The following is a 13,167-nucleotide window of genomic DNA, read 5'->3' on the forward strand; positions in this document are numbered from 1 at the left end:
GGGGGTCACGGCGCGGGATCCGGGGTCGTCGGGGTCGCCGGAGGTTCCGGGGCGGCCGCGCTGAGCGCCGGGGCGGGGCCGGCGGGGACCGGCTCGCGGTCGCCCGCGGGGTCGCCGCCCGGGCCGGACGGCCGGGCCGGGGTGCCCGGGCGGGCCGAGGCCACCACCGCCCACAGCACCCAGACCACGGCGACCAGGGCCCGTACCCAGGCGGGGCTCAGGGGGGTCCAGGGGATCATCAGGACGGCCTTGTCGAAGGCGTCCAGCAGGGTCAGCCCGGCCAGTAGCAGGGTCAGACGGGCCAACCAGGGGCGGCCGGCCCGCAGGGCCAGGCCGACGCCCGTCCACCACAGGCCGAGCAGGAGCAGGGCGAGCGCCGGGACGAAGGTGGCGGTCAGGGACATGGTGGAGCCCGCCACGTCCAGGATCAGACCCGCGAGCCCGGCCAGCGAGGCCGCCGTGCCCAGGCGCGAGCCGCGCAGACGGCGCCACCACAGGACCCCGCCGACCAGCAGTAGCACGGCGGCCACGGCCAGCGCGAGCTGGGTCTCCACCCGCTCCAGCCCACGCGCGCCGTACCAGTCGCAGCCGGCCGGGAGTTTGCGTGCCTGGACGTTGTAGTCCGCGCAGACGAGGAGCTGGACCAGCTTGACCGGTTCGCCGACCAGGCGGGCGGACGCCCCCGAGACCTCGCCCCGGCGGTCGCCGCACTGCGGGACGGTCCCGGGGGTGGAGCCGTCGGGTCCGTCCTGCCAGCAGTTGGCGCGCCCCTGGCCGTCCCACCACACGTCCATGCCGTTGGGGCGGGCGGCGCCGGACCTGTCCTTGCCCATGACGTTCCCGGCGTACCGGTTGTGGTGGGAGGTGTCGGTCTGCTTCGACCACGCCTCCTCGCCCCGGATGAAGGCGGGGACCGCGCTGAGGAAGAAGCCAGCGCGCCGGTGCCCGTACACCCAGTTGTTCTCGTAGAGGTTCCAGTTGCCGCCGGCGGTGATGATGCCGGTGCCCGGCGGCATGGAGATCTGCGGGCAGACCACGCCCCGCTCGTAGCCGCGCTCGATCGGCGGTTTGGCGCAGGTGCCGTCGGCGACGTGACCGTAGTAGTCCTGGTTGTTGTCGTGGATCAGGTTCCGCTCGAACTTGGCGTGGTTCTGCGGGAGTCCGGGGTGGCCGGGGAAGGCGCTGTCCATCGAGGCGCCGCCCATGTTCTGGTCGAACTCGTTGTCGTGCACCCACACCGAGTCGCCCGCGGTGCCGGAGTAGCCGACCATGTTGTGGTGGCTGCGGCAGCCGGTGATCTCGATGGAGTACCGGGGGACCTCGTAGCCGCGGCCGTCGTTGATGTTCGAGGCGCTGCCCGGGTAGATGCCGGAGTCGCCGTTCCCGTACGACTCGCAGTTCTTGTAGAGCCCGTGGTCACTGGCGAAGGTCAGGAAGCCGTACTCGTCGTTCCAGCGGGTCAGCACGTCGTCGATGACGAAGCCGTCGCCCGCGAGCACGTACAGCGAGTTGAAGGTGGTGCGCTGGGCGGTGAAGTTGCGGAAGTAGACGCCGTTGGACTTGTCCGCCCGGATGGCGTTCAGCTTCTGGTACTTGGCGTCGACGACCACGTCGAGCCGTGACGCGCCCGTGCCCTCGATCTGCAGGTTCGTCTTGCCGAGGATGGCGACGAGGTTCTGGTTGTGCCGGCATTGCACCTGCTGCTCGTAGGACAGGATCTGGTACCCGAGCGAGGACTGGGGGGCCTTCAGCACGGCGCACTCCCCCGTCGGCGCGGGGAGGGAGGGCTCCTCCTCGTACAGGCCGGGGAGGATCGCGATGTTCATCCCGGGCCGGTCGACGGCGTCGACGGCCTCCTGGAGGTGTCGGTAGCCGCTCTTCTCGCACCGCTCGTACAGGGCGAGGTTGCGCTGCCTGAGCTCTTCGGGGAAGGCGGATATCCGGCGCTCGAAGGCGGGCCGGTCGGTCTTGCAGACGATCAGGTCGGGCTCCGCCGTGCGGTACTCGGGTACCGATCCGGAGCCGTCCGGGAGGGTGATCGGGCGCTCCTCGTGCGCGCTGGCGGCGGGCGCGGCGACGAGGAGGGACAGGAGGGCGAGGAGGGCGGCGAGGAGCGCCGCCGGCACGGCAGGGAACCTGCGGGTCCACGACATGCGCGTGAGAGTAGAGCAATGTTCATCTTTTGGGATCCCCCTTGGACCGAATCCGCGGCCCCTCCTGGCGTTTCCGGCCCCATTTCCGGTCTTTCCCGTCGATCTCGCGGCCGAGGGCAGGTCCGCCGTTGACGTGCGAGCCGAGGAATCCTACTGTCGACCATAGGATTCCTTCGACGGAGCGGGAGCAGCACATGAGCGAGCAGGCCAGGAAGACGGCCGAGGCACTGGAGTACCTCACCGGCTTCGGCAACGAGCACAGCTCGGAGGCCGTCCCCGGCGCCCTGCCGATCGGCCGGAACTCGCCCCAGCGCGCCCCCCTCGGCCTCTACGCCGAGCAGCTCAGCGGCAGCGCCTTCACCGAGCCCCGCACCCACAACCGCCGCTCCTGGCTCTACCGGATCCGCCCCTCGGCCGCGCACCCGCCCTTCACCCGGATCGACAACGGGGCCCTGCGTTCGGCACCCTTCACCGAGTCCGTGGCGGACCCGAACCGGCTCCGCTGGAACCCGCTGCCCGCGCCGGCCCCCGGCACCGACTTCCTCTCCGGCCTGTGGACCCTCGGCGGCAACGGCGACGCCGCCCAGCGCGCCGGCATGGCCATCCACCTCTACGCCGCCAACGCCGACATGACCGACCGGGTGTTCAGCGACTCCGACGGCGAGCTGCTGATCGTCCCCGAGCGCGGCGGGCTGCTCCTGCGCACCGAACTGGGCCTGCTCGCCGCCCGCCCGGGCGACATGGCCCTCATCCCCCGCGGCGTCCGCTTCCGCGTCGAGCTGCTGGACGCCGACGCCCGCGGCTACATCTGCGAGAACTACGGCCAGCCCTTCGAGCTGCCGAACCTGGGCCCGATCGGCGCCAACGGCCTCGCCGCCGCACGGGACTTCCAGGCCCCCGTGGCGGCGTACGAGGACAGCGAGCGCCCGACCGAGGTGATCAACAAGTTCTGCGGCAACCTCTGGTCCGCCACGTACGACCACTCCCCGCTCGACGTGGTCGCCTGGCACGGCAGCCACGTCCCGTACGTGTACGACATGCGCCGCTTCAACGTCCTGGGCTCGATCAGCTACGACCACCCCGACCCGTCGATCTTCACCGTCCTGACCTCGCCCTCCGACACCCCGGGGCTGGCGGGCGTGGACTTCGTGGTCTTCGCCCCGCGCTGGCTGGTCGGCGAGGACACCTTCCGTCCGCCCTACTTCCACCGCAACGTGATGAGCGAGTACATGGGCCTGATCGAGGGGGCCTACGATGCCAAGGCCGAGGGCTTCGTCCCCGGCGGCGGCTCGCTCCACAACATGATGTCCGCGCACGGACCCGACCACGAGACCTTCGAGCGGGCGAGTGCGGCCGAGCTGAAGCCGCAGAAGATCGACGACGGCCTGGCCTTCATGTTCGAGACCCGCTGGCCGATCACCGCCACCGCGCAGGCGGCCGGCGCGGATCACCTCCAGCGCGGGTACGACGACGTGTGGCAGGGTCTGCAGCGCCACTTCCGCGCCTGACCTGCACTGCATACGCTGCATCCGCCGTACCCTGCACGCGCCGTACGGTGCGTGCGCCGCACGTCACCCCTGTCCAGCCCTTCGGAGATCCACCCGTGACCGCCTTCGCCCCCGACTCGCTGGTACTGAATCGGAAGCTGCCGCTCTGGTACCAGGTGTCGCAGTCACTGCGCGCCTCGATACTGGGGCGCACCCCGGACGCCTCGCTGCGCCTGCCCACCGAGGAGCAGCTGGCCGGGCACTACGGGGTGAGCGTGCTGACCATGCGGCAGGCGCTCAAGGAGCTGGAGGGTGAGGGGCTGATCAGCCGGCACCGGCGGCGCGGCACCTTCATCGAGCCGGGCGCCCTGCGCAGCACCCCGGTCCGGCTGCTGGGCTCGGTCGACGCGATCGTGGCCCAGCAGTCGGGCGACCGTACGACGATCCTCGGGCACGGCCGCACCGCCGTGTCCGGGGAGCTGCTGGAGCACTTCCCCGGCACGGCCGAGGTGGTCACCTACCGCCGCCTGCGCCACGACCGGGAGAGCGGGGAGCCGACCAACTGGGCGGAGAACGCGGTCCTCCCGGAGTTCGCCGAGGCGGTGAACCTCGCCGATCTCGAACGCTGGCCGATGACGAAGGTCCTGCGGGACATCGTGGGGGTGCGCATCAGCCGGATCACGGACACCGTGGAGGCCCGGCTGGCCGACCCGGAGACGGCCGAGCTGCTCCAGGTGCCGCTGCTGAGCCCGATCCTGCACTACACGGGCGTGACCTACGACGAGGACGGCCGGGTGGTGGACGTGGCCCGGATCCGCTACCGCGGCGACCGGTTCTCCTTCACGGTGACGGTCGACGCGCACTGACACCCCTCGGGCGGCCCCGGGACGTCCTGCGACGCCCCGGGACGGTCCTGTTCCCTGCCGGTCCTGCGTTCCCTGTCGGCCCTGCGGGCCCTGTCGGTCCCGCGGCGCCGCGCGCCTACTTCTCGTCGTCCTCCCTGGTGCGTTCGCCCTCCGCCTGGGACGGCGTGGTCCGCATCGTGTGGGGGTGCTGCAACTGCTTGCGGTGGGCCTCGTCCATGTCCTCGTCGAGGCGCTCGCCCTCGGCCTGTGACGGGGTCGTGTATTCGTCGTACTGGCTCATGACCGCCTCCTCAGCCTCCTCGGTCGAAACCGTACGAATGCGTATACAAGGAGCCTAGCTCGCCGGCCTGGACGCAGCCCGGCCATCGGATCCCGTCGCTACCATCGGCGGCGTGAGCGATGACGTACCGCTGCTCGATGATCTGATGCCCTGGTCCGTGGGCGGCCTGCGCCTGGGCCGGGACTGGGTGGCCGCACCCGATCCGGCGGCCCTGCGCGCCCGCTGGGCCACCCTGGCCGGCTCCGAAGGCGCCGAGCGGGAGCGGCTGTTCCGCCCGAGCCGCAGCCGTCGACCCGACGCCGGGGCGGCCGCCCTGCCCGGGCAGCGGTCGGCGGCCACGGCCCGTTTCGCCGACGACCCGGGCCCCTGCCCCGACCCCGTACGGGTGCTCCGCGAGCCCTTCGACGAGCAGTGGCTGCTGCCCGACCAGCGGCTCATCGACGCGGCCCGCCCCGAGCTCTGGCGGGTCCGGGACGAGCACCAGCTGTTCCTCGCCCTGACCCCGGATCCGCTGGTCACCGCACACCTCCCGGTCGGCCGCCTCGGCCGGATCCGCCCCCTGCACCGGCGCCCCGGCGGCGCCGAGCCGAATCTCGCGCCCGGCCTGCTGCCCCTGCTGGACGCGCTCCACGGCGGCCCGGTCACCCCCGAGGACGTCCTGTCCTGGATCCTCGTGGCGGGCCGCACGGCTCCGCGCGGGTACGAGGTCCCGCTCGCCGCCGATCCCGAGCGCTGGCGGGCCGGGCTGGAGCTGGGGCACCGGCTGCTGGGCGTGCAGCTGCGCGGGGCCCGCGGCGGCGAACCGCCCCGGCTGCCCGGCGGGCGCCGGCCGTACGTCCGCTCGGCGGTCACGGGCTGGCCGCCCGAGCTCGCGTACGACGCCGGGAGCGAGACGCTCAGCCTCGGGAGCGGGACGGTCTCCCCCGTCCCGGCCGGGGCCTGGGAGTACGAGGCGCAGGGCGTGCGGGTGCTGCCGGCCTGGTTCGCCGCCCGCACCGCGCACCGGGGTCCGGACACCGAGGGTCTGGCGGCGCTGGGGCCGGTCGAGTGGCCGCAGAGCTGGACGTCGGAGCTGCTCGCCCTGGTGACCACGTTGGCACTGCTGGCGGAACTGGCCCCGGAGCGGGCCGCGTTCGAGATCGGTCCGGAGCTGTCGACCGAGGCGCTGCGCGTGGCCGGGGTGCTGCCGCCGCCGGCCTGGGCCCGGCGCCCGGCGTCCGTGCTGGACCACCAGGAGGAAGGCCCGGGCGGGCAGTTCGCCCTCCTCTGAGGCGGACCACCGCCCGCGACGACCTCCCTCCGAGGACGGTGGGCGGGCGGCCTACGCGTCCCAGGCCCCCAGGAGCCGGGCCATCGAGCGGTCGAACACCGTGTCCATGTCGAGCCCGGCACCGGGGACCGGACCGCCGGCGACGAGGGCCGCCGCCAGCCGCGGATACTCCCCGGTGGCCAGCCGGGAGCCGAGCCAGGCCGTCCGTACGCGCTGTTCCTCCGCCTCGCCCCAAGGCAGGGTCCGGGCCCGTTCGGCCATGGCCGACTCGCTGGCCACGAAGGTCGCGACGGTGCCGTTGACGGCGGCGATCAGCTCCAGCTTCTCGCCGTCGGGGACGTCGAGCGGAGCCAGGCAGTCCAGGCTGTACTCCAGATAGCGCAGGGCGTTCGGGCCGAAGCCGTAGACAGGGTTCAGCAGGCGCGGCAGCCAGGGATGGCGGTGCATCAGCGCGCGTGTCCCACGGGCCAGCGCGAGCAGGTCGGCCCGCCAGTCGCCGGTCGGCGGCGGGAGCTCGTACTCCCCGCTGACCGCGTCGACCATCAGCTCGTACAGGTCCTCCTTGCGCGGCACGTAGTTGTAGAGGGACATCGTCCCGGCGCCGATCCCGGACGCCACGCGCCGCATGGAGACGGCATCGATCCCCTCCTCGTCGGCGATCCGCACCGCCTCGGACGCGATGGACTCACGGCTGTGCGCGGGCCTGGGGCCGCGGCCGGCCCGCTGGGGGCGGGACCAGATCACTTCGGGTTCAGCGGGTCGCCCGCCGGCTGTCATGGCTCAGATCACCTCGTCGTCTCCCCACCATCTTAGTTACGTACACCGTACTTAGTGAGGTACGGTGGCGCACATGACGACTACGTACGCTGTACTTAGTGAAGGTCTGGAGAAGAACTACGGGGAGGTCCACGCCCTGCGCGGCCTCGACCTCGCCGTTCCCGAGGGCACCGTCTGCGGCCTCCTCGGGCCCAACGGCGCGGGCAAGACCACCGCCGTCCGGATCCTCACCACCCTGACCGCCCCCACCGGCGGCCGCGCCCTCGTCGCCGGCCACGACGTCACCCGGGATCCCGCGGCCGTCCGCCGCGCGATCGGCGTCACCGGCCAGTACGCCTCCGTCGACGGAGACCTGACCGGCCGCGAGAACCTCCGGCTCTTCGCCCGGCTGGCCGGACTGCGCGGACGCGCGGGCCGGGCCCGCGCCGACGAGCTGCTGGAGCGCTTCGGACTCGGCGAGGCCGCCGACCGGACGGCCGCCACCTGGTCGGGCGGCATGAAGCGGCGCCTGGACCTGGCCGCCGGCCTGGTCACCCGCCCGCGGGTGCTGTTCCTCGACGAGCCCACCACCGGCCTGGACCCGGCGGCCCGCGAGCAGATCTGGACGGCGGTGCGGGAACTCGTCGAGGAGGGCTCCGAGGGCACCACGGTGCTGCTCACCACCCAGTACCTGGAGGAGGCCGACCGACTGGCCGGCCAGATCGTGGTCGTCGACCGCGGCCGGGTCGCCGCCACCGGCACTCCGGCCCGGCTGAAGGCCCGGATCGGCGCCCGCGCCGAGGTCACCGTCGCCGAGCCCGGGGCGCTCGCGCGCGCCGCGGCCGTCCTCGACCAGCTCACCGGCGGCCGGCCCGTGCTCGACGAGCGGGAACTGACCGTCGGCGTCACCGTCCTCGACGCTGCCCTCACCCTGCCGCGGATCATCCGGGAGCTCGACACCGCCGGAGTCCCGGTCACGGACGCCGGCCTGCGCCCGCCGACCCTCGACGAGGTGTTCCTGCGCCTCACCCAGCCCCGCGGCACCGCCGTCGAGGCCGCCACCGCCGATCAGGAGTACGCCGCATGAGCACCCTGCTGTCCGACGGCGGAGCCGTCCTCACCCGCCAGCTCCAGAAGGCGCGGCACGCCCCGGCGTTGCTGGTCCTCACCCAGACGATGCCGATCACCATGCTGCTGTTCTTCGGCTACGTCTTCGGCAGTGCGCTCGCCATGCCGGGTGCGGAGTACCGGGAGTTCCTGGTCCCCGGGCTGCTGGCCGCCACCGCCGCGAACGGCCTGATGACCGGCATGTTCACGGCCGCGCAGGACGCCCACCGCGGGGTGATGGACCGGTTCCGGACCCTACCGATGAGCCGCACCGCCGTACCGCTCGGACAGACGGCCGCCGACCTGCTGACCACCGGCGTGTCGATGGTGCCGCTGATGCTGGTGGGGCTGGCGATGGGCTGGCGCATCGAGAACGGCCTGTCCGGCGCGCTCGGCGCGCTCGGCGTGCTGCTGTTGTTCCGCTTCGCCACCGCGTGGGTGGGCACGTACCTCGGTCTGCTGAGCAGCAGCGAGGAGGCGGCCGGCCAGCTCGGCAGCGCCACCTTCGTCCTGCCGATGCTCTCCAGCGCGTACCTGCCGACCGCGGGGCTGCCCGGGTGGCTGCGCGCGGTCGCCGAGTGGAACCCGATCAGCGCGGTCGCCACCGCCGTGCGCGAGCTGTGCGGGAACGCGGGGGGCGCGGCCGAGGCCGGCGCCGCCTGGCCCGCCGCCCATCCTGTGGCGGGGGCGTTGCTGTGGTCGGGCGTGCTGCTCGCGCTGTTCGTACCGTTGGCGACGCGCAGGTTCGCACGCGGCCGGTAGTGACAGCGGCCCGTCCGACCCGGTAGGCAGGGCCCATGACCACCGAACCGCTCCCCCTGGACGGCATCACCGTCGTCGCCGTCGAACAGGCCGTCTCGGCCCCCTTCGCCACCCGCCAGCTCGCCGACCTGGGCGCCAGGGTGATCAAGGTCGAGCGGCCCGACGGCGGCGACTTCGCCCGTGCCTACGACACGGCCGCGCACGGTCTCGCCTCGCACTTCGTGTGGGCCAACCGGGGCAAGGAGTCCATCGCGCTCGACCTGAAGGACCCGCGCGGCCGGGAGGTCCTGCACGGACTGCTGGGCGGGGCCGACGTCTTCGTGCAGAACCTCGCGCAGGGGGCCGCCGCCCGACTCGGGCTCGACTCGGCCGCACTGTGCGCGCGGTACCCCCGACTGGTCGCCGTGGACGTCTCCGGCTACGGGGCCGAGGGCCCGTACGCCCACAAGCGCGCCTACGACATGCTCGTACAGTGCGAGGCGGGCCTGGTGTCGGTGACCGGCACCCCCGAACAGCCCGTCAAGGCGGGCATCCCGGCGGCCGACATCGCGGCGGCCATGTACGCCTTCTCGGGCGTCCTGGCCGCCCTGCTGCGCCGCGGGGTCACCGGGCGCGGCGGCAGGGTGGAGGTGTCCATGCTGGACGCGCTCGCCGAGTGGATGGGCCATCCGCTGCACCACACGATGCACGGCGGCGAGCAGCCCGTACGAACCGGCCTCGCGCACGCGGTGATCGCACCCTACGACGCCTACGCGACGGCCGACGGGGACCGGGTGCTGCTGTCGGTGCAGAACGACCGCGAGTGGCGGCGGCTGGCACAACAGGTGCTGGAACAGCCTGGGTTGGCGGACGATCCGGCGTACGCGACGAACGCGGCGCGCACCGTGAACCGGGAGAAGACCGACGCGGTGGTGGCCGAGGCGTTGGGCCGGCTCGGCGCGGACGAGGCGATCGGGCGACTGGAGGCGGCGGGCATCGCGTGCGCGCGGCTGAACTCCGTGGCCCAGCTGGCCGGGCATCCGCAGCTCGCGGCCCGGGACCGTTGGCGGGAGGTGGGCACACCGGCCGGTCCGCTGCGGGCCCTGCTGCCGCCGATCGGGCTGCCGGGCGGCGCGGCACCGCACATGGGTGCGGTGCCCGCGCTGGGTGAGCACACCGACTCCCTGCTGCGCGCCCTGGGGATGGCGGACGCACAGATCTCGGAACTGCGCCGGGACGGTGTGATCGGGTAGGGCCGGGGAGCCGGAGGCCGAGGGCCGACGGCTGCGGTACGGGAAAGGTTACGAGCGGCGGCTGCCGAAGAGCGTGCGACGCAGACGACGCAGCGGCGCGAAGAGCGAGACGCGCGCGCTCCGGCTCCGCAGGCGGTGCGTGTGGTCGCGGGAGGTGAGCTCGCGCATCAGCAGCGTCGCCTCGGCGGTCTCCCGATGCGGGACGGCGGGACCGCCCAGCACAGAGAGGTGGCGGTCGAGGCGCGAGCTGGTCGCACTGCTGCCGCAGGTGATGGCAGGCACGCGAGGCGGCCTGCTGCGCATTGCTATCTGTTCCATGTTCTCTCCCCACCCGTACGAGGGCACCCGGCCCGGGCAGGTTAACCCTATCGCCCCTGCGTCGCCCCCGGGTATCCCGGTGGTGTGAATTACCCCTGTGGCGACCGGGAGTTGACGATTACTCAGCGGAGTCGTCGATTACTCTCCGCACAGACGTCACGCTGCGAAAGGCCCTCGCGCGAGTCCCGTCACGACAGGGGCCACTTGGCCCACACTGCGCTAACTTGGAGTGATCGCCCGGTGACGCCCGGGCGCACGGGAGCACACTCGGGGGCGCGCGTGAGTGACCAATCGAACTCCGATCGTGTCATCTCGGGCCGCTACCGGTTGCTCGAACCGATCGGCCGCGGCGGGATGGGCATCGTGTGGCGGGCCCGGGACGAGGTACTCGCCCGCGATGTCGCCGTCAAGGAGGTGCGGGCGCCGGCCGGGCTGGAACCCACCGAACTGGAGCGGCTGTACCGGCGGCTGGAGCGGGAGGCCTGGGCCGCGGCCCGGGTCTCGCACCGCGGGGTCGTCACCGTCTACGACGTGGCCTCGGAGGGCGGGCGGCCCTGGATCGTGATGGAGCTGGTGCGCGGGCTCTCGCTGGCCGACGTACTGGAGGCCGAGGGGCCGATGACCCCTCAGCGGGCCGCGCACATCGGGGAACAGGTGCTCGCCGCGCTGCGCTCGGCGCACGACTCCGGGGTGCTGCACCGGGACGTGAAGCCGGGCAACGTCCTGATCGCCAACGACGGCCGGGTGGTGCTCGGCGACTTCGGGATCGCGACCCTGGAGGGCTCCTCCTCGATCACCATGACGGGCGAGGTGGTCGGCTCGCCCGAATTCCTCGCGCCCGAGCGGGCGTCGGGACGCGATCCGGGACCCGCCTCGGACCTGTGGGCGCTCGGGATCATGCTGTACACCGCCGTCGAGGGGGTCTCGCCCTTCCGGCAGGCCACCCCGCTGGAAACCCTGCGGGCGGTGGTGGACTCGGAGTTGCCGCCGCCACGTCGGGCCGGGGCGCTGACGCCCGTACTGGAGGGGCTGCTGCGCAAGGACCCGGCCGAGCGGCTGCCCGCGGCGGAGGCGGCCCGGATGCTGCGGGTGGTGGGCGCGGGCGGGAGCGTACGGGCTCCCGACGGGCCGGTGTCGGGGCCGGACGCGCCGACGGTCGTCGCGCACCACGGGCAGGGGACGGACACCCCGCGCGAGCCGTACCGGGCGCAGCCGACGCCCGCGGCGCCACCGGCACATGCGGCCCCGTACGGGACGCCGCCTCCGGTGGCCCGCGAGGGGAACGCCGGGCTGGTGCTGACCGTCGGCATCGTGCTGATGGCGCTGGCTCTGATCGCGGTGGGGTGGCTGCTGTTCAAGGATCGCGGGAACGGCGACGGGACGGGCGCCGGGAACGGCTCTCCGACGGGCTCGGCGACGGCTTCTCGGACCGTGACCAGGACGCCGACGACGGCTCCTTCGGCCCCGGTGTCGGCGTCCGCCACGGGCGCGGCGGGACAGCACGTCTCGGTGTACGTGGACGTGGTGCGCTCCTCGTACACCGGCAGCTGCCCGCCACCGGCCGGGTCCGCGCCCGCCTTCACGGCCACCGTGGAGGTGGAGCGCATCCCGGTCGTGCTGGAGTACCGCTGGGCCACGCGCAGCGGACGTACCTCCGGACCCGACTGGCAGTCCGTCACGTACGAGGAGGGCGGACCGAGGAGCCGGCGGCTGGAGCACACCGAGCTCACGCACGCACCGGACGGGGCCTTCGAGGACGCGGTCCGCCTGGAGGTGCGGGGACCGGCGGAGGTGGCCACCCAGTGGGTGACCACCTCGGTGACGTGCCGGAAGGAGACCCCGACGAGCGGGGCCCCCTCCCCCGGGCCGAGCACTTCGGCGACGACGTCGCCGTCACCGTCGGCGACGACGAGCGCGCCGGCGAGTCCGGCAGGTCCGGCGACCGACGGGTCGGACGGGGCCGACGGGGCGGTCCGGACGGATCGGACGGAGTCGGCCGATCAGGCGGCGTTCGTGAAGACCGGCAGGTAGCCGCCGGACTGTCCGGCCGCGGTCGGGTGGTACGACTCGCCGATGTTCAACCAGTTGACGCTGTGCAGCCACGCGTTGCCGGAGCAGATCTCGTGGCCCGTGAAGGTGCCGGCGACCGAGGCGAAGGTGAAGCCGTGGTTGGCGGCGCGCTTGGCGATGGCGGTGTTGAGGTGGTCGGCGGCGCCGTTGATGGCGGACCGCTCGCCTTCGGTGAGGCCGGTGGTGCAGGTGCCGTTCAGCTTGTAGAAGCGGGGATAGCCGAGGACGACGACGTGCGCGGCGGGCGAGCGGCTGCTGATGGCGTTGTAGACCTGGTCGAGCAGGCCGGGGAGGGTGGAGTCCACGTAGGCCTTGGCCTGGTTCACGCGGTTGACGCAGGTGGATTCGGACTGGAGCACACAGGTGGTCATGACGTCGGAGAATCCGGCGTCGTTGCCACCGATGGTGATGCTGACGAGGTCGGTGCCGGAGTTGAGCGGGGCGAGCTGACCCGAGAGGACATCACCCGTACGAGCGCCCGAGCAGGCGGTGAAGGAGAAGGTCCGGGGGGAATGGGCGGCGGCCCACAGGGCCGGGTAGGCGCGGGTGGTGCGCTTGCAGTTGCCGCTCGCGCCGTCGTAGTTGCCGGCGCCGACGCCGGAGGAGTACGAGTCGCCGAGGGCGACGTAGCCGAAGTCGGCCCGGGCGGTGGCGGCCGCCTGGCCCGCGCCGAACAGGGTGGCGCCCGCGGCGAGTAAGAGGGAGGAGGTCAGGGCAGCGAAGCGCGACAGTTTCATGCTCATGTGTGCGGCTCCTTGTGGGGGTTACTCCTGAGTCCGTGGTACAAGCAGCCGAGGTCCGCTGGAAGTGTCCATGCCAAGAATATTCAGGGCAGAGTTGCGGCCCGAACCTTCACTGCGAATGCG

General features: G+C 73.0%; 12 protein-coding genes. 7 read left to right on the top strand and 5 right to left on the bottom strand.

Features of this window, described 5'->3' with window-relative positions; genetic code table 11:
- Positions 1–5: 5 nt before the first annotated feature.
- Positions 6–2,153, bottom strand: a complete 2,148-nt coding sequence (locus OG624_RS10400) for a right-handed parallel beta-helix repeat-containing protein (RefSeq protein ID WP_371587524.1) — start codon at positions 2,151–2,153, stop codon at positions 6–8.
- 194 nt (positions 2,154–2,347) lie between these two features.
- On the opposite strand from OG624_RS10400, the gene hmgA reads away from it, so the two are divergent.
- Positions 2,348–3,661 carry a homogentisate 1,2-dioxygenase gene (gene hmgA, locus OG624_RS10405; protein ID WP_371587525.1) on the top strand — a complete coding sequence of 438 codons (1,314 nt, stop codon included), beginning with the start codon at positions 2,348–2,350 and terminating at the stop codon, positions 3,659–3,661.
- Positions 3,662–3,756: 95 nt separating this feature from the next.
- On the top strand, positions 3,757–4,506 hold the full coding sequence (locus tag OG624_RS10410; RefSeq protein WP_371639345.1) for a GntR family transcriptional regulator: 750 nt from the start codon (positions 3,757–3,759) through the stop codon (positions 4,504–4,506).
- 115 nt (positions 4,507–4,621) lie between these two features.
- On the opposite strand, the gene OG624_RS10415 is transcribed toward OG624_RS10410, so the two are convergent.
- Positions 4,622–4,786 (bottom strand): hypothetical protein, encoded by a 165-nt coding sequence (locus OG624_RS10415; RefSeq protein WP_167745570.1) that lies wholly within the window; start codon positions 4,784–4,786, stop codon positions 4,622–4,624.
- A 145-nt stretch (positions 4,787–4,931) separates the two neighbouring features.
- On the opposite strand from OG624_RS10415, the gene OG624_RS10420 reads away from it, so the two are divergent.
- Complete coding sequence (locus OG624_RS10420) at positions 4,932–6,056, top strand: type ISP restriction/modification enzyme (protein ID WP_371640844.1); 1,125 nt, start codon at positions 4,932–4,934, stop codon at positions 6,054–6,056.
- A gap of 51 nt (positions 6,057–6,107) precedes the next feature.
- Here the strand turns inward: OG624_RS10420 and OG624_RS10425 are convergent, their stop codons facing one another.
- The gene (locus tag OG624_RS10425) at positions 6,108–6,833 is read right to left on the bottom strand and encodes a TetR/AcrR family transcriptional regulator (protein ID WP_033223874.1); all 726 of its coding nucleotides are present in this window, start codon (positions 6,831–6,833) and stop codon (positions 6,108–6,110) included.
- A gap of 73 nt (positions 6,834–6,906) precedes the next feature.
- Between OG624_RS10425 and OG624_RS10430 the strand changes: the two genes are divergently transcribed.
- The 3 genes from OG624_RS10430 to OG624_RS10440 are packed head-to-tail and all read left to right on the top strand — an operon-like array spanning position 6,907 to position 9,913.
- A complete protein-coding gene (locus OG624_RS10430; protein ID WP_371639346.1) occupies positions 6,907–7,899 on the top strand; it encodes an ATP-binding cassette domain-containing protein in 993 nt (330 codons plus the stop codon).
- Positions 7,896–8,681, top strand: a complete 786-nt coding sequence (locus OG624_RS10435) for an ABC transporter permease (protein WP_033223872.1) — start codon at positions 7,896–7,898, stop codon at positions 8,679–8,681. Before OG624_RS10430 ends, OG624_RS10435 begins: the two co-directional genes overlap by 4 nt.
- A 35-nt stretch (positions 8,682–8,716) precedes the next feature.
- On the top strand, positions 8,717–9,913 hold the full coding sequence (locus tag OG624_RS10440; protein WP_371592512.1) for a CaiB/BaiF CoA transferase family protein: 1,197 nt from the start codon (positions 8,717–8,719) through the stop codon (positions 9,911–9,913).
- A gap of 48 nt (positions 9,914–9,961) precedes the next feature.
- On the opposite strand, the gene OG624_RS10445 is transcribed toward OG624_RS10440, so the two are convergent.
- Positions 9,962–10,231, bottom strand: coding sequence for a hypothetical protein (locus OG624_RS10445; protein ID WP_030723188.1), 270 nt, complete (start codon positions 10,229–10,231; stop codon positions 9,962–9,964).
- A gap of 279 nt (positions 10,232–10,510) precedes the next feature.
- Between OG624_RS10445 and OG624_RS10450 the strand changes: the two genes are divergently transcribed.
- Entirely contained in the window at positions 10,511–12,262 is a 1,752-nt protein-coding gene (locus OG624_RS10450; RefSeq protein ID WP_063734157.1) for a serine/threonine-protein kinase, read from the top strand.
- On the opposite strand, the gene OG624_RS10455 is transcribed toward OG624_RS10450, so the two are convergent.
- Positions 12,232–13,038, bottom strand: a complete 807-nt coding sequence (locus OG624_RS10455) for an SGNH/GDSL hydrolase family protein (RefSeq protein WP_033223924.1) — start codon at positions 13,036–13,038, stop codon at positions 12,232–12,234. The two genes, OG624_RS10450 and OG624_RS10455, sit on opposite strands and share 31 nt — an antisense overlap.
- Positions 13,039–13,167: the final 129 nt, after the last annotated feature.

The organism is Streptomyces virginiae (genome assembly GCF_041432505.1).
GTDB lineage: Bacteria > Actinomycetota > Actinomycetes > Streptomycetales > Streptomycetaceae > Streptomyces > Streptomyces virginiae_A.